Origin of the sequence: Paraburkholderia megapolitana (assembly GCF_007556815.1) — a bacterium.
Taxonomy (GTDB): Bacteria; Pseudomonadota; Gammaproteobacteria; order Burkholderiales; family Burkholderiaceae; genus Paraburkholderia; species Paraburkholderia megapolitana.
The window spans coordinates 210,355-229,717 of sequence record NZ_CP041743.1 but is presented as its reverse complement, the minus strand read 5'-3'; the positions used below and the strand labels follow the sequence as shown (position 1 = coordinate 229,717).

The window sequence follows — 19,363 nt, the reverse complement described above, 5'->3', positions numbered from 1 at the left end:
CCGGGATGCCTGATCGCATAGCGGCGCAACAACGCGAGAACGCCGGCGGGGGCGGAGGTGAGGCGAAGACACCATCAATTCGTCTTCGCTTCGCCTCCGCTGGCGTTTACCAACTCGGGCGCGGCGCTGGAGCTAGCCAGTTCCTCGCTGGACCACCCACCGCCCAGCGCATGAATCAGCTGCACGTTCGCGCTTAACTGGCGCGTCTGCACATCCAGTACGCTTCTTTGCGCGTCGAGCGCAGCGGTCTGCGCCTGCACGACGTCGAGGTACCCGACCGCTCCCTGCTTGTACAGATTCAACGCAAGATCCACCGAATGCTGCGCGGCGTCGGCGGCATCGCGTTGCTGTCCAAGTGCCGTGCCCAGATCTGCAAGCAGCGAAAGATTGTCCTCGATCTGCTGGAACGCCGACAACACGACACCTCTGTATCGTGCGCCGGCTTCGGCGGTCGCTTCTTTCGCCTCCTTCAACTGCGCTTTTCTTAAGCCACCGTCGAAAACATACTGCACAAGCTGCGGACCAACTGCCCACAGAAAATTCGGCGCGGTAAGCAATTGCGCGTACTGCGAACTCTGCACACCGCCCTGTGCGCTCAACGTGATCGAAGGAAAATACGCAGCCCGCGCAACGCCGATCTTTGCGTTGGCCTCCGCGACCCGGCGTTCGGCGGCGGCGATATCGGGCCGGCGTTGCAGTAACGTAGAAGGCACGCCTGTGGGTATCACCGGCAACGGGATCGGTGTGGTCTGCTCGGCGAGCGTGAACTCGGAAGCCGACGCACCGACCAGCACAGCAATTGCATGTTCAATCAGCGCACGCTGCGCGAGGTTCTGCGACAACTGCGATTTCGCCGATGACAACTGTGTCTGCGCACGCGACACATCGAGGCCCGACGAGATGCCACCACCGTGTCGGGTCTGCGTGAGTTGCAGCGCCTGTGCAAAAGCCTTCACGGTTTCAGTCAGCAATTCCGTCTGCTGATCGAGACCGCGAATCCGGATGTAGTTGTCCGCGAGCTGTACCTGCAGGCTCAACTGGACCGACGCGAGGTCGGCCTTCGACGCCTGCGCTTCGTCCTTGCCCGCCGCCACCGAATCGCGCACCCGTCCCCACAGATCGAGGTCGTAATCGACTTCGCCGCCTAACGTGACCGAGTTGTAATCATTCGGACCACCCGAGCGCAGCGGCCGGTTATCCGACTGACGGTCGCGCTGCGGAACGGCACTCGCACTGAGCTTCGGATAGAGCGCCGACGACAGCTGGTCGACGAACGCCTGCGCCTGTTGATAGTGCGAAAGTGCCGCAGCGAGGTCCGTGTTGTTGGCGAGCAGGCGCTGTTCGAGATCGTCGAGTTGCGTATCGCCGTAGATCTTCCACCAGCCGGTGCGACTCAACTGATCGGTGGGTTGTGCGCTGATCCACGGGCCAATGGTCTTGTATTGCGCGGCGACAGGCGAGGGCGGCACCTTGTACTCGGGCGCAAGCGAGCAGGCAGCGAGTGCAAGCGTAAGCGATCCGACGAGCAGGGCCGCTACGCTCGTTGTCGAACGCGGCGGGCTAGCCATTTTTCGCCGCCTTGCTCGTGGCGGCCGCCGCGGCCACCTTTACGCTGTCGCCGTCGATCAGCCCATCAGGCGGCGTATCGATCACGCGATCGGCAGCAGTGAGCCCTGAACCGATCTCGACCGCATCGCCGAAGTCTCGGCTGATCGTGACGGTCTTGAACGCGACATGATTGTTCGCATCGACGGTCGCGACCCTGAGACCGCGCGCGTCGAAGACCAGCGCGCTCGCTGGAATCCGTACGGCATCGGCTTGCACGGGCAGCTTGAATTGCAGGCTCGCGAAGCCGCCCGGCATCAGCTTGCCGTTACTGTTGTCGACCAGCAACTGAACGAGCGTCGTGCCGGAGCTTGCGTTCACGGCATTGGCCGATGCAATCACCCGCGCCGTGAAGTGTTGCCCCGGGTACTCGGGCACGCTCAGCGTAGCCACCGTACCGACCTGAACGATAGGCGCATAATTCTGCGGAACCTGCACATACACGCGCAATTGCTTCACATCGGAGACGGTAAACAACTCCTGCCCTACGCCACCACTGCCGGCGTTGATCAACGCGCCGATGTCGGTGTCGCGCGAGGTCACGGTGCCGTCGAACGGCGCGATGATCCGCTCGAAACCTTTGGTTGCCACCAGTCGTTCGACGTTGGCTTGCGCAGCGGCGACGACCGCCTTTTTCGCGGCGTAGTCGCCGGTACGATCGTCGACATCCTGTTTGGCAACCGAGTCGGTGCCGAGCAGCGCCTGCCAGCGTTTCGCCGTTGTCGCGGCCAGCGCGGCATTGGCCTGAGCAGTGGCGAGATCGGCGCGGGCCTGGATCAGTTGCTGGTCGAGTTCGGGCGACTCGATCACCGCAAGCAACTGGCCGGCCTTCACCTGGCCGCCGATATCGACGTCCCACGATTTCAGATAACCGCTGACTCGCGCGAAGATCGGCGCGCGCGAAAATGCCTCGAGACGCGACGGTAGATCGAGCGTCGAGCCGCTCGATGCAGCTTTCGGCTGGACCAGGTTGACGGTCGGCAGCGTTTGCTCGCTGGTCCAGGCTCTAAGGTCGCGGGCGCCGACCGCGCGCACTGCGACGCCCGATACGACCACGATCACAGCGACCACGATGCCGGTTATGGCAATCAAACGTATCGTGCGTCGCGACACGGGTTGGGCAATAACGGGTTCAGACGGCATGTGAAGGACCTCCCGTAGCAATTGCCGGGGTAGCAGTGGCGCGCCCAGGGCGCGAATGGACGATGCAGAAAATCACCGGAACCAGAAGTAGCGATGCGGTGGTGGCAAAAATCAAACCGCCGATCACGGCGCGGCCAAGCGGTGCATTCTGTTCGCCGCCTTCGCCGAGCGCGAGGGCCATCGGCGCCATACCGATGATCATCGACAGAGCGGTCATGAGCACGGGACGAAAGCGCGTGAAGCCGGCCTCGAGCGCAGCCTGAAAAGCATCGCCGTGAACAGCAAGACGCTCGCGACAGAAGCTGACGACAAGAATCGAATTGGCCGTCGCCACACCCATACACATGATCGCCCCGGTCAGCGCCGGCACCGAGAGCGTGGTGTGGGTAGCGAACAGCATCCAGATGATGCCGGCAAGCGCCGCCGGCAACGCCGTGACAATCACGAACGGATCGGCCCACGACTGGAAGTTGACCACGATGATCAGGTAGATCAGCACGACCGCACCAAGCAGGCCGAATAGCATGCCGCCGAACGCGCTGTTCATCGTCTGTACCTGGCCGAGCAGCGCGATCGACGAACCCTTTGGCAGCACCTGCGCGTTCTGCGCCACGATGCGCTGGATGTCGGAGGCGACCGCGCCCAGATCGCGATCCTGGGTGGTCGCGAAGATTTCTACCATCGGCTGGATGTTGTACTGGCTCACCACTGCGTTGCTGATGGTCCGCTGAACAGTCGCGAGGCCGCCGAGAATTTGCGGCGTACCTTGCGAGCCGGCGGTGATCGGCAGGTTCTGTAGCGACGAGAGCGAATCGAGGCTGTATTGCGGTGTCTGCATCACGATCGGGTAGGACACGCCGTTGTCATTATTCAACCAGAACGTCGGTGCAACCTGACTCGAACCCGCCAGATTCACCACGAGGCTGTTGGTGACATCGCGTTCGGCGATGCCGAGCAACTGCGCGCGGGTTCGGTCGACGTCGACGTTAAAGGTCGGACTGCCTTGCGATTGCTGAATCCGTGCATCGACCACGCCAGGTACCCGGCGAATCTCGCGCAGCACGCGGTTCGCGTAGGTGAAGTTACCTGCCAGGTTGTTGCCGCGAATCTGCAGATCGACCGGTGCGGGAGAACCGAAGTTCAGGATCTGGCTGATGATGTCCGCCGGCGGGAACGAGAACGTGACGCCCGGGAATTCGCGCGGCAGTTTCGCGCGCATTTCGCGGACGTAGTCGGCGGTCGGCCGGTGGTCTTCTTTCAGTGCGATCTGGATGTCGCCGTCCTGCGAGCCGATCGTGCCGGTGTTGTTGTAGGCAAGATTGATCCCGCTGACCGGTAGTCCGACGTTATCGACCACCGTGCCGAGTTCCGATGGTGGGATGATCTGACGGATTGATGCCTCGACATCCGCAAAGATTTCGGCGGTCTTTTCAACGCGCACGCCGACCGGTGCCCGCACATGCAGAAGAATCTGTCCCGCGTCTACCGAGGGAAAGAAGTTGCGCCCAAGAAACGGCACCAGCGCAAACGACAGCAGCACGAAACCAAGGAAGCAACTGACGAACGGCTGGCGATGACGCAGCGCGAGTGCGAGGAAGCCGTGATAGCCGTCGCGGACCTTCTCGAAGCGCGCTTCGAAGCCGCGCTGAAAGCGCGCGAGCGGACCGGGGCGTTTCGTTTCGTGAGTGTCTTCGTTGAGGTTATGCGGATGCAGCAGGAACTTCGCCATCGTCGGGACCAGCGTGCGCGACAGGATGAACGACGACACCATCGCGAAGATCACCGCCTGGGCCATCGGCACGAACAGGAAGCGCGCGACGCCGTTCAGGAAGAACATCGGCACGAACACGATGCAGATGCACAGTAGCGACACGAAGGCCGGTGTGACGATCTGCGCGCCGCCGTCGAGAATGGCAGGCTCGACCGCCTTGCCTTGTTCGAGGTGCCAGTTGATGTTTTCGATCGTGACGGTCGCGTCGTCGACGAGAATCCCGACCGCCAGCGCGAGCCCGCCGAGCGTCATGATGTTGAGCGTTTCGCCGAGCGCCGACAGTGTCGCGATCGAACCGAGAATGGCGAGCGGGATCGAGGTGGCGATGATGACCGTGGAGCGCCAGCTGCCGAGGAACAGCAGGATCATCAGGCTTGTTAGCGCGGCAGCGATCACGCCTTCGCGCGCCACGCCGCTGATAGCTGCCCGCACGAACAGCGACTGGTCGCCGATCGGATCGATCCGCAGGTTATCGGGTAGCGACTGCTTCGCGATCTGCAGGCGGTCCTTGATGCCGGAAATAATCCCGAGCGTGGACGCCGAGCCGTTCTTCAACACGGACATCAGCACCGAGCGGTGACCGTTCACATGGACGATGTTGGTCTGCGGCGGGCTACCGTCCAGCACACTTGCCACATCGCGGATATACACGACGGTGCCGTTGACGGTCTTGATCGGCAGATCGCCGAGCGCCTTGATCGCGGACGGCGCGTTGTTCAGTTGCAGCACGTATTCATGGTCGCCGATCTTCTCCGTGCCGACCGGTGTGATCAGGTTTTGCCCAGCCAGCGCGTTCGCGACGTCCTGCGCGGACAGACCGTGTGCCTGTAGCGCCGCCGGGTCGACATCGATCTGGACCTGGCGTGTCTTGCCGCCGAACGGGTAAGGAATTGCCGCCCCGGCCACGGTGACGAGCTGCGGACGCAACGCGTTCAACCCAAGGTCGCCGAGATTCTGCTCGGAGAGTCCCGCACCCGACAGCGCAAGCTGAATGATCGGCACAGTCGACGCGTTGTAGTTCAGGATCAGCGGCGGCGTGCTGCCGGGCGGTAACTGGCGCAGGATAGTTTGCGACACCGCGGTCACCTGCGCGTTCGCGGTACTGATGTTCACGCCAGGCTGGAAGAAGATCTTGACGATACCGAAGCCGTTCACCGATTCCGCTTCGATGTGCTGGATGTCGTTCACGGTGGTCGTGAGCACGCGTTCGTACGGCGACGTGATCCGGCCGGCCATCTGGTCCGGCGGCAGACCCGTGTATTGCCACACGACGCTGATCACCGGGATGCGGATGTCAGGGAAGATGTCGGTCGGCGTTCCCAATGCGGAAAGAACGCCGATGATCAGAATGAAGATCGCCAGGACCACAAACGTGTACGGTCGGGAAAGGGCGATACGTACCAGGGCGAGCATTGGAATTCCAGAGCTTGGGGTCGATCGAAGCGGTATCCCGCACTGGCTGGCGTGAGGCGTCACTCAAGCGGGTCAGGGTGAGATTGAAGGCGGGGGTGGGTGGCCGTATGAGATCGTTTCCGCTCCGGCAAGCCTGCCCCGGTGTCCGTTTTTGCTACGGACTCCGCATGGTTGTCAGGTTGCCGTCAGTGGTTTCGTACGCAGTTTCAGCCGCACGCAGGTCCGCGCGAATTCTTTCTTGGATCTTACGGTTTCAGCACATCAGAAGCCTTTTGCAATCGTTCTCGACAAGGAAGACAACGGTGCAGTGACGCGAAGCGCGAATGTACACAAACGGCGGAAAGCTTGCAGCGCACCGCGCATCACGAACAGGACGAGTGATGCTAACTCAATCATTTTTTTCGCGCTGGGAGCGCGGCAGGGCGCGAGCGATATGCGATCGAACCTGAGCGCTTCAGACTGTGTGAGGTAAGCCGTGCGGCTTGCGAGCGATGAAATGAAACCACCATACGTCGCCGGTTGGCGTGTCGTCAGTGACAGGCTGGTCGTCGCTGCTTCCAAACACGGCTTCGATGGTGAGACCAAGCGATCTGAGCTGGCGCTGTTGTTCAGCCAACGTCGTATAGACGATCAAGATACCGAAGTCGTGTGCGGCCGCGGTTCTGATCGAATACCCCGGGTAATCGCGATGAAAGCGCACGTGCCGCAGGTAGTTCCAGGTGGCGGGCGGAAAGGTTCTTAGCGTGCGCAGAATCCGCCAGCCGTAACGTAACGGGTTCGGTGTAAAGCGCGGCATCAGCTGCCAGATGTTCTGGCGAAATCCGGGGCCATCGCGGTTATGGCTCGAAAACAGCATCAGGCCGCCGGGCCGCGTGACACGCGACATCTCCCGCAGGATCAACAAGCGGTCTTCGCCGGTCACGCAGTCGATGCCGTTCCAGCTGAACGTCGTGAGCGCGTAATGGTTGGACGGCAGCTTCGACATGTCGCGCGCGTCCATGTGGAACAGCCTCGCAGCAGGGAAGCGAACACGCGACTGCTCGAGCAGCCTGGCTGTGTAGTCGATGCCGGTGTAGTCGGACGATATCTGCATCATCATCGGTATCGTGCGACCCGCACCGATGCCGATGTCGAGCAGCGGTTGATCGCGACACTCCGCGGCGACCCGGGCGAAAGCGGCCTGTTCGCCCGGGTCGGTCCATGTCTTGCTGCGGGTGAACTCACGCAATGCATCGCGTGAGTTCCACGCGCGCCGGTTGATCCGGTCGAGCGGCGGGCGGATGCTCATCGACATGCTCCTCCGTCGGGACCTTGTCGTCTGGCGTGCCGCTTGCGCACGGAACTCGAACTGCAAGTTCATCGACGGCGCGAACCCGATCGTCGAATACGGGACGAGCGAGCGCGGCGACTGTCGGCAACGACAGGACCCGGTTGTCATTCTCGTGCGATGGCTTCGCGAGACTACAGGTTCGTCGAAGTTCGCTCTGGTCTCCTCCACCCATACGGCCGGCGCAGCGGACTGCGGGCCGTATACGACGGGCATGACCGAGATTTAACGCACGCAGCGCAGGCGTATCTGTACGCCTGCGCACATCGTGGATGCGATACGTGTCGGAGATGTTCTGGGGGGTTGTTTCAGATGAGGATTGCGACGCGTGCGAAACGCGTGAATCCTCAAGGTCGCGAATCTTGCGCGGCTTTTAGCCTGTGGTTTGCTGGCGACGTGAAGGTAAGGTGCGCAGAACGACAAGCGCCAGTAGGGCCGTCATGGGAAGCATCAGCAGACTTCCTTCGGGGCCGACGGAACCGCCGCTCAGCCAATCCGGGCCGATCGCATGGGTAGTCAGAAAATGGCCGCCGGCGATGGATCCACCGCTATCCGCGGTACCGAACAAAAAAGACTCGCTCCAGTCCCATGCCGCATGCACGCCGATCACCCACCAGAGCGAACCTGTGCGCCACACGGCAACGCAGGCGACCAGTCCGAACAAGACGGCGAGTATCACGCCTCTGATGCTTTCGCCGTGGTTGCCCAGGTGCGCTGATCCGAACAGCAAGGACGTGAGAATGGCCGCGACAAGCGGATTCGTTCCTGCCGCAAGTTTGAAGAACAGGTAACCGCGACACAACAGTTCTTCGGCGATTGCGACGAGCAGGAAAACCAGGGCCCACAGCGGAGCCGCCAGGATCAGTGAGTGAAAATCGAGCCCGGAGAATTCGATCTTCGCACCGCCAGAGAGCACCAGCGCGGCCATCGTTCCCGACACAAGCACGACGCCCCAGAAAAGTCCCTGTACAAAATGCGCTGCACGACGCGGCGCCCGCAAACCGTAATCGAGCCACGACTTTCTGTCGATCAGACTCAAGATTTTGGTTGCGACTAACACCGCACAAATCAGAACGGTATCGAGGACAATCTGACGGCCCGGCGCAAGTTCACCCCGATGTTGCAAAGGATGATGCAACATGTCCGCGAGATGAACGACGCCCGCCACGAGCGCGACGCAAATAACGATGAACAACAGAGCGGCCCAACCCGCGCGCAAACCATTTCGCCCCACCCAGATGGCCTTGAAACGCGACCATGTGACCAAACGATGCTTTGTGATTGCAGCAGTTTCCATATGCGGCGACCCCGTTGTCGAGTGGGTGAGCGTGCTGTCAGGATTTGCGTTTATCGGGCTTTGGGGTTTTTAGCATTCGCCCAAAGATATCGAGCGCCCCGGTTGTACGACTGAGGTCGCCACTACTCAGACAAGAAAGGCCCGCTTGCCGGGCCCGTCTTGGGGCAATACGCGTTAGATTTTCACTGAGCCTTCATTAAACCTTCACCACCGAAGCCTGATAAATTTCATCGACGGCTTCCGCCAGCGTCGCATCGAACTCGCTGTCGCTCATCGGTTCCCTGAGTTCGTTGATCAAGGCGCGCGAGAAACTGGCGATCATGCCGTGATTGTGCGCAAGGCGCTTGCAGGCATCGGTACGCGTGTAGCCGCCGGACAGCGCGACGACGCGTGCAACGCGCGGGTGTTCGATCAGCGGACGATAGAAATCGGCGTCTTCGGGAATCGTCACCTTGAGCATGACTTGACGGTCAGCCGGCAACGCGTCGAGACCCTTGAGCAACTCCGCCATCAAAATCGCTTCCGCTTCCTTCTTGTCCGGAATGTTGATCGTGACCTCGGGCTCTAGGATCGGCACGAGTCCGTGCGCATCGATTTGCGCGCCCACTTCGAACTGTTGCGCGGCGATTGCGGCGATACCGGCTGGCGAGGCCTTGCCGATCACGGAACGCATCTTGGTACCGAACACGCCGAGCCTGGCCGCGCGGTCGAGCAGCGCATCGAGTCCGGGATTCGGCTTCATCAGACGCACGCCGTCGGCTTCGGCTTCGAGCCCCTTGTCGACCTTGAGAAACGGTACGACACCGCGGTCTTCCCACAGGAAGGAAGGGGCGGGTTTGCCGCGTACCTGTCCGTCCATGGTGGCTTCGAACAGGATGGCGCAGATGATCTTGTCGCCGGTGAAGGCGGGCGCGGTGATGATACGCACGCGCATTTCATGCATCAGCTTGAACATTTCGGCGTCGCCGTTGTAGGCGCTTTCCGGAATGCCGTACTGTTTCAACGCACCTGGCGTCGAGCCGCCGCTCTGATCGAGAGCGGCGATAAAGCCTTGTTTTTCACGAACTTGCGCAAGCATCCTGTCATTGGCCATGAGTATTTCCCTTTTCAAAACCCAACACCGGACAGTAGCACTTCTGATCCGGGCCTTTTACGTTCATGCAACAAGTGTACCGGTATTGTCGGCCGATTCTGCCGAAACGCGGTGATGGGATGGATTGCGGCTTGCACGCGGCATTCACGCTGTCGTCGTAAAATCCACCCCTGCAGGAATCCACCCCGATGTCGCCGCGCCGTTCGTCCGGTGCGACGTCACTTCACGGAGCGCTTCGATGAACGCTGCTGTAGCCGCACCCGACGCACACAATACGCACCCGCCCGAAATCTGGCTGTTCCGCCACGGCGAAACCGAATGGAGCCTGTCCGGCCAGCACACGGGCCGCACCGACATGCCGCTGACCGAGCACGGGCGCGAGCAGGCGCGTGCGCTGATTCCGGTGGTCGCGGCCCAGCCTTTCGATACGGTGCTGTCCAGTCCGCTGTCGCGTGCGATCGAAACCTGCAATCTGGCCGGACTCGGCGCGCAGATGCAGCGCGAACCCGACCTGCGCGAATGGGACTACGGCATCTACGAAGGCCGCACGACCAAAGAGATTCGCGAGAAGCAGCCGGACTGGGCCGTATGGAGTTCGCCGATTCCCGAAGGCGAAAGCGTCGAGCAGATTCAGGCGCGGGCGTTATCGCTGGTTGGGCGTCTTCTGACAATGCATGGACGTATCGCGCTGTTCTCGCACGCGCACTTTCTGCGTGTGCTCGCGGGCTGCTGGATGGGGGACTCGGCTGTGTTGGGAGCACATCTTGTGCTCGATACCGCGTCTGTCAGCGTGCTCGGTTTCGATCACGAAAACCGCGCGATACGTCAATGGAACCTGCGGCCGCCGGTGCTGGCCACCTGAGGCGGTTCTTAACCGGGTGTCCTTGCAAGAAGCGCAATCGCAGCGCGCCCGCCCGCTACGCGTGGATGTCGAAGCTCGTCGTATAGGCGGCATAGGCATCCGCATCGCGCGCATCCCACACACGCCCGTCGAGCATCACAGGCGCCGCACGTTCGTCGGGAGCGGCGATGCCGACGCCTGCCGCCGCTTCGCGGTATAGCGCGGTCTGATTGATCGCCGACGCGATCGCGGCAAAATCGTGACCTCGGTCGATCATGCCCCAGCGCTGATACTGCGTGAGAAACCAGACGCCTTCAGATGGCCGCGGGTAATTCACTGCGCCACCGTCGAAAAAACGCATCGGCAAGCGTCGCTCACCCTGCGGGTTCTCGATCAACCGCGCGGCGATCGTTTCGGCACCGATGCCGACAAACTCGGGCCGCGCGAGCCAGTCCGCAATCTCCCGCCGATGCCCGGCATCGTCGAGCCAGCGGCATGCTTCGAGCATCGTTTGCACGAGCGCACGCGCGGTGTTCGGATAACGCCGCACGAAATCGCGCCGGCATGCGAGCACCTTCTCCGGATGATCCGGCCAGATCTCGCTCGTGTAGAGGTTCGTCGTGCCGAGTTCGCGCGTTTGTGCGAGCGTATTCCATGGCTCGCCGACGCAGAATCCATCGAGCTTTTCTTCGGCGAGCGCGGCGACCATCTGCGGCGGCGGAATCGCGACGCTGTCGACCTCGCGCAACGGATGCACGCCCTGCGCCGCAAGCCAGTAGTACAGCCACATCGCATGCGTGCCGGTTGGAAAGGTATGTGCGAACACGGGCGTGCGGCCAAGCGCCGCGAGCGCCCGTGGCAGCGTGCCGTGTTCGGCGAGCGCGGCGGCGAGGCGGTTCGACAGCGTGATTGCCTGGCCGTTGCGGTTGAGCACCATCAGCACGGCCATGTCCGTCTGCGGACCGCCGACGCCCAGTTCGACGCCATAGACGAGCCCATACAGCGTATGCGCCGCATCGAGATCGCCGGATAGCAGCTTGTCGCGCACTGCGGCCCACGAAGGCTGGCGCTGCAGTTCGAGCGTGAGGCCGTGTGCGTGGCCGAATTCGAGCAGCTTCGCGGCGACGAGCGGGGCGGCATCGGAGAGCGCGACGAAACCGAGCCGCAGATGCGTTTTCTCGAGCCGGCCCGCGGCGGATGCAGGGGCGAGGGGAGTGGATGGGTTCATGGGCGGGGCATCATTGGGGCGACTCGGACGCGGCGACGATCTGCCGCGCGACTTCCGCGAGCTTTATGCCCTGGTTCATCGCGAGTCTGCGCAGTGCGGCGTAGGCGGCGGGTTCGGTGAGCTTCTGGCTATCCATCAGCAGACGTTTCGCGCGATCGATCAGCTTGCGTTCGGCCAGTTCGTTCTCGGCCTGCGCGAGCCGTTGTCGTAGTTGTGCTTCCTGGGCGAAGCGCGCGAGCGCGACTTCGAGTATGGGAGCAAGGCGCTCGGTGGCGAGTCCTTCGACCAGATACGCGGTTACGCCTGCGTTGACCGCATCGCGGATCAACTGCTGGTTCGAATCGTTGCTGAACATCAGCACCGGGCGCGGTGCGGTTTCGTTCATCACGGCAAGCTGTTCGAGCGTGTCGCGCGACGGCGATTCCGTATCGATGATGATCACATCGGGCCGTTCGCTTTCCACCACGCGATGCAGCGCCTGCGGTGTTGCGGTACCGGCCAGCATGTCGTAGCCGAGCCGCGCGAGCGTGTCGCGCAGATCGCCAATAGGCTTGTCGGTATCGGTGACGAGCAGTACGCGGAGCATCGAGGGTGGGTCGTTGTCGGTAAAGAGTTAATGGGCGACGGCGGCTGCGGCACATAGCCGTTTCAGCTCCGGCACGCATGAGCCGCACACTGTGCCGCAGCCGAGTGTCGCCTTCAGTTCGGCCACGTCCGCGCCGCGTGCGATGGCCGCATTGATCTGCGTTTCGCCGACCTGCTTGCAACTGCATATCGTGCGTTCGCGCGGCGCAGTGTTGCCGCGTCGCGCCGCGAATACTGTGAAACGCGGGCCGACCCACGGCTTGCGTTCGCGCAGATCGGCGAGCAATGCGTCGGCGTTTGCGGTATCGCCGGCCATGACGAAGCCGTCGATCATGTTGTCGCGCCATACGACGCGCTTGTCAAGGCCGCGCCGCGCGTCGCGGTATTCGAGCGTGTCGTCGCCGGTGGCGAGGTCGAGCGCCGTGTACAGGCGCTCGAGCCAGCCAGGCGGAGCCGCAAGGTTGGCGGCGCGCAGCACGATCAGATCGTCGGCTTCGACGGCGAGCGCGGCATAGGTGCATTCCGCCAGCAACGGTTGCAGGGCCGCTTGCATCGCGAGCATTTCGCCGCGTCGCACGGCGACCGCGCGCCACGGCAGATCGACCGCTTCGATGCGCACCGCCGAGTGCTTCAGTTCGGGCTGCGCGGACAGCGGATCGACAGCCGGTACGGTCGTTTCGTTGATGCCGCCGCTCGCCAGAAACTGCGCGCTCCAGTGCATCGGCGCGTACACGCTGCCCGATTGCAGTTCGTCGGACAGTTGCAGCGGCAGCACGAGACTGCCGCGCCGGCTCGCGACGCGCACGAGGTCGCCTTCGCGCAGACCACGCCGGGCTGCGTCGCCGCGCGCGATGCTCAACGCGGGCGCGCTTGCATGCGCGAACAGCTTTGCGGTACGTCCGCTGCGGCTCATGCCATGCCATTGGTCGCGCAGACGCCCGGTTAGCAGACGGAACGGATAGCGCGCGTTGACGGGATCGGCGACCGGCAGATAGCGCGTCGCGTGGAAGCGGGCGCGGCCGTCGGCGGTGGCGAACACGGCATCGGTGTAGCGTCGCGCGGCGCCAGTTTGCGCGCCGTCCGGGAACGGCCACTGTTGCGGACCGAGTGCTTCGAGCGTCGCATAGCCGAGCCCGCCGATGTCGAGATCGCGGCCCTTCGTCAACACACGATGCTCGTCGAAGATCGCTTCCGGCGATGCATGCTCGAACAGTTTCACCGGGCTGCCAACCAGCCGTTCGATGCGCTGTGCGACCTGGGCGGCGATCCACCAGTCCGCGCGCGCATCGCCGGCCGGCGCGACGGCTGCGCGCACACGCGAGATGCGCCGCTCCGAATTGGTCACCGTGCCCGACTTCTCGCCCCAGGTGGCGGCGGGCAACACGACGTCGGCATACGGTACCGTGTCGGTCTGCATGAACGCTTCCTGCACGACGACGAATTCGGCAGTGGAGAGCGCTTCGCGTACGCGGGCGATGTCGGGCATCGAATGAACCGGGTTCGTACACGCGATCCAGACCGCCTTGACCTTGCCGCTGCGCACCGCATCGAACAGTTCGACGGCCGGCAGCCCCGGTCGATCCGACAACGTGCGGATGCCCTCAAGACCCCACAGTGCCTCGACTTCGCTGCGATGCGCAGGGTTGCCGATGTCGCGATGGGCGGCGAGCATCGTCGCCATGCCGCCCACTTCGCGACCGCCCATTGCATTCGGCTGACCGGTCAGCGAGAACGGGCCAGCACCGGGACGACCGATCTGGCGCGTCGCGAGATGCAGGTTGATCAGCGCGAGGTTCTTGTCGGTGCCGTGGCTCGACTGGTTCAGACCCATGCAGTACAGCGACAACGCGGCACTGCTTGCACCGAACCATTCGGCTGCCTGCATCAGGTCTTGCTCGGCGATCCCGCATATCTCAGCGGCGACACGCGGCGTGAAATCGCGCACGAGCGTCTTCAGCGCGTCGAAGCCCGAGGTGTGCTCAGCGATGAACTCGCGGTCGATCAACCCTTCCCAGATCAGGTGATGCAGCATGCCGTTGAACAGCGCGACATCGGTGCCGGGCTGGATCGCGAGGTGCAGATCGGCCATCGCGGCGGTGTCGGTGCGGCGCGGATCGACGACGATCCAGCGCACATCGGGGTTGGCCGCCTTCGCTTCTTCGAGCCGCCGGTACAGGACAGGGTGCGCCCAAGCCATGTTGCTGCCGGCGAACAGCACGGTCTGCGCGTGTTCGAGATCTTCGTAGCAGGTGGGCGGGCCGTCGGCGCCGAGCGCCATCTTGTAGGCGACCACCGCGCTCGACATGCAGAGCCGCGAATTGGTATCGATGTTGTTCGTGCCGATCAACCCTTTCGCGAGCTTGTTGAAGACGTAATAGTCTTCGGTGAGCAACTGGCCGGAGACATAGAAGGCGACCGCATCCGGACCGTGCTGCGCGACGATATCGGCGAAGCGCTGCGCGACCGTATCGAGCGCGGTGTCCCACGTGACGGGCACGCGAGCGGCGTCGCGCGTCGTGCGCAGTTCGGGTTGCAGCGCGCGACCGGTGTCGCTCTGCGCCGTCGATGCGAGCGCCATGCCCTTGCTGCACAGCTTGCCGAAATTCGCCGGATGCTCAGGGTCCCCCGCCACGCCGGTGATGCGTCCATCCTCCGCTTCGATCAGCACGCCGCAGCCGACGCCGCAATAGCAGCAGGTGGAGCGGGTGACAGTCTTCATCGGATCTCCGGGCGGATGGGGACGGCGTTCATCGTGTACTCATTGTGCGTTTACGCGGTTCAGGCGAGGCTGACAAACACCGAGCCGTCATCGTCCACGCGCACCGGAAAATGACGCGCACAACCTTCGTCAGGCGCCTTCGCCTCACCCGACGCAAGGTCGATGTTCCATGCATGCAGCGGACACGTGACGCTCTCGCCATGCACGATACCTTGCGACAATGCGCCGCCCTTATGCGGGCAGTAATCGAGCAACGCGAACACGGCGTTCTGCGCGGTGCGGAAAATCGCGACGTTGCCGTCGGCACGCTCGAGCACGCGGCTACCGAGTGGCGGAATGTCGTTCACGTCGCACACGCGCGTCCATGAGTGGGTGACTTGCATATCCATAGAGGCATCCTTCATGCGACGATTTTCAGCGGAATGTATTCCTGCTTCTGCACGCCACCGATACGCGCTTCCCACGGGTCGGGCAACCCTTCGAGCGAATACAGCAGCCGTTCGTGGAGCGCCTTGCGGTTGGCCGCATCGTCGACCACTTTCTGCTTCACGTAGTCGAGCCCGACGCGCGCGATGTAGTGCACGGTGCGATCGAGGTAATACGCTTCCTCGCGATACAGCTGCAGGAACGCGCCGCTGTATTCCTTCACTTCATCGGCGGTCTTGACCTTGACGAGGAACTGCGCGACTTCGGTCTTGATGCCGCCGTTGCCGCCCACATACAGTTCCCAGCCGCTATCCACCGCAATCACGCCGACGTCCTTGATGCCCGCTTCGGCACAGTTGCGCGGACAGCCGGACACTGCGAGCTTGACCTTGTGCGGCGACCACATGTTCGCGAGCATCGTCTCCAGATCGATGCCCATCTGCGTGCTGTTCTGCGTGCCGAAGCGGCAGAATTCGCTGCCGACGCAGGTCTTCACGGTGCGAATCGATTTGCCGTAGGCGTGGCCGGACTTCATGCCGAGGTCCTGCCAGACGTGCGGCAGGTCTTCCTTGCGGATGCCGAGCAGGTCGATGCGCTGGCCGCCCGTCACCTTCACCATTGGCACATGGTATTTGTCCGCGACGTCCGCGATGCGACGCAGTTCCGCGGCGGTGGTGACGCCGCCCTTCATCTGCGGGATCACCGAGAACGTGTTGTCCTTCTGGATGTTCGCGTGCACGCGTTCGTTGACGAAGCGGCTTTGCGGATCGTCGACGGCTTCGCGCGGCCAGGTGGACAGCAGGTAGTAGTTGATCGCGGGCCGGCAGGTCGCGCAACCGTTCGGCGTGCGCCATTCGAGGAAATCGTAGACCGCGCGATGCGTCAGCAGATGATGCTCGCGGATCGCCTTGCGCACTTCGCCGTGATTGCGGTCGGTGCAGCCGCATATCGCTTTGGTCTGCGGCGTTTCCTGGAAGCTGGAGCCGACCGTGCTCATCAGGATCTGCTCGACGAGACCGGTGCACGAGCCGCAGGAGCTCGATGCTTTCGTGTGCTTCTTCACGTCGTCAAGTGTGAAGAGACCCTTTTCGGTGATTGCCTTGACAATGGTGCCCTTGCACACGCCGTTGCAGCCGCAGACTTCGTCGCTGTCGGCCATCGCGGCCGCGCGGCTTTGACCCTGCACGCCCGCGTCGCCGACGCTCGATTCGCCGAACATGATGTGATCGCGCAACTCGCCGAGCTTGCGGCCTTCGCGCAGCAGTTTGAAGTACCACGCGCCGTCGGTGGTGTCGCCATAGAGGCACGCGCCGACCAGTTGATCGTCCTTGATCACGAGTTTCTTGTAGACGCCGCCCGCGGGGTCCGACAGCACGATTTCCTCGGTGTGTTCGCCGCCGTAGAAGTTGCCGGCCGAAAACAGGTCGATGCCGGTGACCTTGAGCTTGGTGGACAGCACCGAGCCTTTATAGCTGCCGATGCCCATCAGCGCGAGATGGTTCGCGCAGACCTTCGCCTGTTCGAACAGCGGTGCCACGAGACCGTACGCGATACCGCGATGGCTTACGCACTCGCCGACGGCGTAGATGCGCGGATCGTAGGTCTGCAGCGCGTCGCTGACGACGATGCCGCGATTGCAATAGAGCCCCGCCGATTCCGCCAGCGTCGTGTTCGGGCGAATGCCGGCGGCCATCACGACGAGATCGGCGGGGAGGCTCTCGCCGTCCTTGAAACTGACGCCGGTCACTTCACCGGCTTCGTTGCCGGTGATCGCGGCGGTTTGCCGGTTCAGCAGAAACTGCAGACCGCGTGCTTCGAGCGAGCGTTGCAGCAGCTTGCCGGCGGTGGCATCGAGCTGACGTTCGAGCAGCGTGTCGGCCAGATGCACGACGGTTACGTCCATGCCGCGCAGCTTCAAGCCGTTGGCCGCTTCGAGACCAAGCAACCCACCGCCGATCACAATGGCCCGACGTTTCACCGTGGCCGCATCGATCATCGATTGCGTGTCGTGAATGTCGCGATAGGTGATCACGCCTTTCAGCGTGTTGCCCGGCACCGGCAGGATGAACGGCACGGAGCCGGTGGCGATCAGCAGGCGGTCGTAGGGGGCTTCGGTGCCGTCGCTGGCGGTGACGGTGCGGCGTACGCGGTCGATGCGCTCGACCGTCTTGCCGACATGCAGACGGATGCCGTGCTCCTCGTACCACGCGAGCGGATTGAGCACGATATCGTTGAAGGTCTGTTCGCCCGCGAGCACCGGCGAAAGCAGGATGCGGTTGTAGTTCGGATGCGGTTCCGCGCCGAACACGGTGATGTCGTAGTGGCCAGGGGCGATCGCCAGCAGCTCCTCGAGCGTGCGGATACCGGCCATGCCGTTGCCGATGACGACGAGTCGGGGTTGAGTCATGATGATCCGTCGTTGGAGCGCTCCGCTACGCGATGCGGCGGATGCGACAAACGTCGAACGTCGTTGCCCGACTAGATTGACCGGACGCGGCAGGTACGTTGCGCGGCGCGGCCAGATTCATGCTGTCTTGCATCGTTGCAAGCGCTGCAACGTATTAAGCAACCTGTATGCCATCTGGCGTTTCGCGGTGATTTCCCGGCGCTGGAGCGGATTATGGCGAGCGATGCTCGCGCATGGCGCACCGCGCCTGTGCGCATGCTGCGGCGCTGCACAGATGTGGCGCAGCGATGAGTTGGGGGGGCGAGCGAGAGGGCGTCGCCGATGCGGCTACCCAGGCGGGACGGTGGAGGGTGTCCCGATACAACGCCTCATCGTCGCTGCACGTCTCACCGGCCGGACTGGGCCGATGCAGACGCGCGACGCGGTTCGCCGATGAACCGGACGACGAGGAACTTCGATGTGATGTCAGCAGCATGCAGCCGCGATGGCTGCAGCCGGGTTAGCGGCGACGCTGTGCTGCTGCGTTCCGGTTGCCGCCAGCACCACCGCCGCCACCGCCGGCGCGCTCGTCCTTGTGGCGGAAATTGATCCGCCCTTTGGTCAGGTCGTAGACCGAGAGTTCGAGCGTGACGCGGTCGCCCGCAAGAATACGGATGTGATTCTTGCGCATGCGTCCGGACGCATAGGCACCTACCACGACGCCGTTGTCGAGCGTGACGCGATAGCGGCTATCCGGAAGTACTTCGTCGACGATACCGTCCAGTTCAAGCAGTTCTTCTTTTGCCATGCATAGCTCCTCGGCGATGAATCAAAGATCGGCGACCGACTGGCCGTCAACACGGCCGTCGATCAGTTGTTCCGCGTGCGCCATGCACGCAAGCCGTGCCTTGCCTGAGGCTTCGAACGGCCAGAGGTAAGGCAGGCGGAATACGCGGCCGTCTGCAGCCGGATTCGCACCGACGCGGCAGATGCGTACCGAAGCCTCGTAGCCCGCATCGGGCCGGCGGCTCGGCTGGCCCTCCGCCGGGCGGCGCGGGTAGATCAGCGGATGAATTTCGTAACCTTTGTAGGTCTTTACAGCTTGAGTCATAAACATGTCCTGTGTAGTACGTTGCCGCAGTTTTCGCGCAGGGCGCGGCCACAGCAGCTCAGCGGCGCCGCGCACGAGGGCGCGCCGCAATGGAAAAAGCCTGGCTCAGGCCCAAACGAGGGCTTGAACGCAGCCGCGAACGCGCGGATTCGATGGAGAAGAAACACGCTGGCATCGCGCGGATGCCGGGCGCATGAAAAGCTGTGCAACTCGCGACGGCGAATGCGTGCAGCGCATTGCCGAAATGACGGGACCGCCGGCAGGCGGCGGTCTCGAGCAGTCGGGGGTGTTGCGGAAATGCCGGTCGGTACAGCCGACTGGTACAGCAATACTGCGGGCTACAACTATCCCGCTATGATGCCCTAAATGCGGCTTTTTGGATAGTGGAATGTTCCGACGCCCCGCTGGACGACCGGAA

15 protein-coding genes are annotated in these 19,363 nt (G+C 63.0%); 2 read left to right on the top strand and 13 right to left on the bottom strand.

Annotated elements, in window-relative coordinates:
- Positions 1-74 precede the first annotated feature (74 nt).
- The 4 genes from FNZ07_RS00975 to FNZ07_RS00960 form a co-directional block, all read right to left on the bottom strand.
- Complete coding sequence (locus FNZ07_RS00975; protein ID WP_091007189.1) at positions 75-1,568, bottom strand: efflux transporter outer membrane subunit; 1,494 nt, start codon at positions 1,566-1,568, stop codon at positions 75-77.
- A complete protein-coding gene (locus FNZ07_RS00970; protein ID WP_091007187.1) occupies positions 1,561-2,748 on the bottom strand; it encodes an efflux RND transporter periplasmic adaptor subunit in 1,188 nt (395 codons plus the stop codon). Before FNZ07_RS00970 ends, FNZ07_RS00975 begins: the two co-directional genes overlap by 8 nt.
- Entirely contained in the window at positions 2,738-5,932 is a 3,195-nt protein-coding gene (locus FNZ07_RS00965) for an efflux RND transporter permease subunit (RefSeq protein WP_091007184.1), read from the bottom strand. The genes FNZ07_RS00970 and FNZ07_RS00965 overlap by 11 nt, the downstream gene beginning before the upstream one ends.
- A gap of 454 nt (positions 5,933-6,386) precedes the next feature.
- Complete coding sequence (locus tag FNZ07_RS00960; protein WP_091008800.1) at positions 6,387-7,220, bottom strand: class I SAM-dependent methyltransferase; 834 nt, start codon at positions 7,218-7,220, stop codon at positions 6,387-6,389.
- A gap of 4 nt (positions 7,221-7,224) precedes the next feature.
- Between FNZ07_RS00960 and FNZ07_RS00955 the strand changes: the two genes are divergently transcribed.
- Positions 7,225-7,488 (top strand): hypothetical protein, encoded by a 264-nt coding sequence (locus FNZ07_RS00955; RefSeq protein ID WP_091007182.1) that lies wholly within the window; start codon positions 7,225-7,227, stop codon positions 7,486-7,488.
- A gap of 144 nt (positions 7,489-7,632) precedes the next feature.
- Here the strand turns inward: FNZ07_RS00955 and FNZ07_RS00950 are convergent, their stop codons facing one another.
- Together FNZ07_RS00950 and FNZ07_RS00945 are read right to left on the bottom strand one after the other, a co-directional pair.
- Positions 7,633-8,556, bottom strand: coding sequence for a CPBP family intramembrane glutamic endopeptidase (locus FNZ07_RS00950; RefSeq protein ID WP_091007180.1), 924 nt, complete (start codon positions 8,554-8,556; stop codon positions 7,633-7,635).
- A gap of 196 nt (positions 8,557-8,752) precedes the next feature.
- Positions 8,753-9,649, bottom strand: a complete 897-nt coding sequence (locus FNZ07_RS00945; RefSeq protein WP_091007178.1) for a fructose bisphosphate aldolase — start codon at positions 9,647-9,649, stop codon at positions 8,753-8,755.
- Between the two features lie 238 nt (positions 9,650-9,887).
- Between FNZ07_RS00945 and FNZ07_RS00940 the strand changes: the two genes are divergently transcribed.
- Positions 9,888-10,511 carry a histidine phosphatase family protein gene (locus FNZ07_RS00940; protein ID WP_091007176.1) on the top strand — a complete coding sequence of 208 codons (624 nt, stop codon included), beginning with the start codon at positions 9,888-9,890 and terminating at the stop codon, positions 10,509-10,511.
- A gap of 55 nt (positions 10,512-10,566) precedes the next feature.
- On the opposite strand, the gene FNZ07_RS00935 is transcribed toward FNZ07_RS00940, so the two are convergent.
- The 7 genes from FNZ07_RS00935 to FNZ07_RS00905 form a co-directional block, all read right to left on the bottom strand.
- Entirely contained in the window at positions 10,567-11,718 is a 1,152-nt protein-coding gene (locus FNZ07_RS00935) for a CmpA/NrtA family ABC transporter substrate-binding protein (protein WP_091007175.1), read from the bottom strand.
- 10 nt (positions 11,719-11,728) lie between these two features.
- Positions 11,729-12,304, bottom strand: a complete 576-nt coding sequence (locus tag FNZ07_RS00930) for an ANTAR domain-containing response regulator (RefSeq protein ID WP_091007173.1) — start codon at positions 12,302-12,304, stop codon at positions 11,729-11,731.
- 27 nt (positions 12,305-12,331) lie between these two features.
- Positions 12,332-15,022, bottom strand: coding sequence for a nitrate reductase (locus FNZ07_RS00925; protein ID WP_091007171.1), 2,691 nt, complete (start codon positions 15,020-15,022; stop codon positions 12,332-12,334).
- 59 nt (positions 15,023-15,081) lie between these two features.
- A complete protein-coding gene (gene nirD / locus FNZ07_RS00920) occupies positions 15,082-15,405 on the bottom strand; it encodes a nitrite reductase small subunit NirD (RefSeq protein WP_091008796.1) in 324 nt (107 codons plus the stop codon).
- Between the two features lie 17 nt (positions 15,406-15,422).
- Entirely contained in the window at positions 15,423-17,855 is a 2,433-nt protein-coding gene (nirB, locus tag FNZ07_RS00915; protein WP_091007169.1) for a nitrite reductase large subunit NirB, read from the bottom strand.
- A gap of 499 nt (positions 17,856-18,354) precedes the next feature.
- Positions 18,355-18,642, bottom strand: coding sequence for a translation initiation factor IF-1 (gene infA / locus FNZ07_RS00910; protein WP_091007167.1), 288 nt, complete (start codon positions 18,640-18,642; stop codon positions 18,355-18,357).
- A gap of 21 nt (positions 18,643-18,663) precedes the next feature.
- Complete coding sequence (locus tag FNZ07_RS00905) at positions 18,664-18,945, bottom strand: hypothetical protein (RefSeq protein ID WP_091008793.1); 282 nt, start codon at positions 18,943-18,945, stop codon at positions 18,664-18,666.
- Between the last annotated feature and the right edge of the window lie 418 nt (positions 18,946-19,363).

What these genes read in the sequence shown, in the direction of transcription:
- FNZ07_RS00975 (WP_091007189.1), bottom strand. Translation starts at nt 1,568, where the DNA reads ATGGCTAGCCCGCCGCGTTCGACAACGAGCGTAGCGGCCCTGCTCGTC.
- FNZ07_RS00970 (WP_091007187.1), bottom strand. Translation starts at nt 2,748, where the DNA reads ATGCCGTCTGAACCCGTTATTGCCCAACCCGTGTCGCGACGCACGATA.
- FNZ07_RS00965 (WP_091007184.1), bottom strand. Translation starts at nt 5,932, where the DNA reads ATGCTCGCCCTGGTACGTATCGCCCTTTCCCGACCGTACACGTTTGTG.
- FNZ07_RS00960 (WP_091008800.1), bottom strand. Translation starts at nt 7,220, where the DNA reads ATGAGCATCCGCCCGCCGCTCGACCGGATCAACCGGCGCGCGTGGAAC.
- FNZ07_RS00955 (WP_091007182.1), top strand. Translation starts at nt 7,225, where the DNA reads ATGCTCCTCCGTCGGGACCTTGTCGTCTGGCGTGCCGCTTGCGCACGG.
- FNZ07_RS00950 (WP_091007180.1), bottom strand. Translation starts at nt 8,556, where the DNA reads ATGGAAACTGCTGCAATCACAAAGCATCGTTTGGTCACATGGTCGCGT.
- FNZ07_RS00945 (WP_091007178.1), bottom strand. Translation starts at nt 9,649, where the DNA reads ATGGCCAATGACAGGATGCTTGCGCAAGTTCGTGAAAAACAAGGCTTT.
- FNZ07_RS00940 (WP_091007176.1), top strand. Translation starts at nt 9,888, where the DNA reads ATGAACGCTGCTGTAGCCGCACCCGACGCACACAATACGCACCCGCCC.
- FNZ07_RS00935 (WP_091007175.1), bottom strand. Translation starts at nt 11,718, where the DNA reads ATGAACCCATCCACTCCCCTCGCCCCTGCATCCGCCGCGGGCCGGCTC.
- FNZ07_RS00930 (WP_091007173.1), bottom strand. Translation starts at nt 12,304, where the DNA reads ATGCTCCGCGTACTGCTCGTCACCGATACCGACAAGCCTATTGGCGAT.
- FNZ07_RS00925 (WP_091007171.1), bottom strand. Translation starts at nt 15,022, where the DNA reads ATGAAGACTGTCACCCGCTCCACCTGCTGCTATTGCGGCGTCGGCTGC.
- nirD (WP_091008796.1), bottom strand. Translation starts at nt 15,405, where the DNA reads ATGCAAGTCACCCACTCATGGACGCGCGTGTGCGACGTGAACGACATT.
- nirB (WP_091007169.1), bottom strand. Translation starts at nt 17,855, where the DNA reads ATGACTCAACCCCGACTCGTCGTCATCGGCAACGGCATGGCCGGTATC.
- infA (WP_091007167.1), bottom strand. Translation starts at nt 18,642, where the DNA reads ATGGCAAAAGAAGAACTGCTTGAACTGGACGGTATCGTCGACGAAGTA.
- FNZ07_RS00905 (WP_091008793.1), bottom strand. Translation starts at nt 18,945, where the DNA reads ATGACTCAAGCTGTAAAGACCTACAAAGGTTACGAAATTCATCCGCTG.